Consider the following 310-nt stretch of genomic DNA (forward strand, 5'->3'; position numbering starts at 1 on the left):
CCTGATGGCGGATGATGCCGCCCATGTGCATCAGACAGGAGGGGTCGGCGCCGACGATATATTCCGCACCGGTGGCCTCATGCTGGGCCACGCGGTCTTCGCCCATGGCGGTGGACAGTTCCGGCTCTGTCTCTTATACACATCTGACGCTGCCGACGAACGAACAACAGTGTAGATCTCGGGGGTCGCCGTATCATTAAAAAGGGGGGGGGGGGGGGGGGGGGGGGGGGGGGGGGGGGGGGGGGGGGGGGGGGGGGGGGGGGGGGGGGGGGGGGGGGGGGGGGGGGGGGGGGGGGGGGGGGGGGGGGGG

Annotated in this window: 1 protein-coding gene; it reads right to left on the reverse strand. The window is 73.2% G+C overall.

Annotated features, from left to right (window positions below):
* On the reverse strand, positions 1-118 hold a 118-nt coding region (locus JHD64_RS22550; RefSeq protein ID WP_370540997.1), incomplete at its 3' end, for a heterodisulfide reductase-related iron-sulfur binding cluster.
* Positions 119-310: the final 192 nt, after the last annotated feature.

Source organism: Aquitalea sp. ASV15, from assembly GCF_016429115.1.
GTDB lineage: Bacteria > Pseudomonadota > Gammaproteobacteria > Burkholderiales > Chromobacteriaceae > Aquitalea > Aquitalea magnusonii.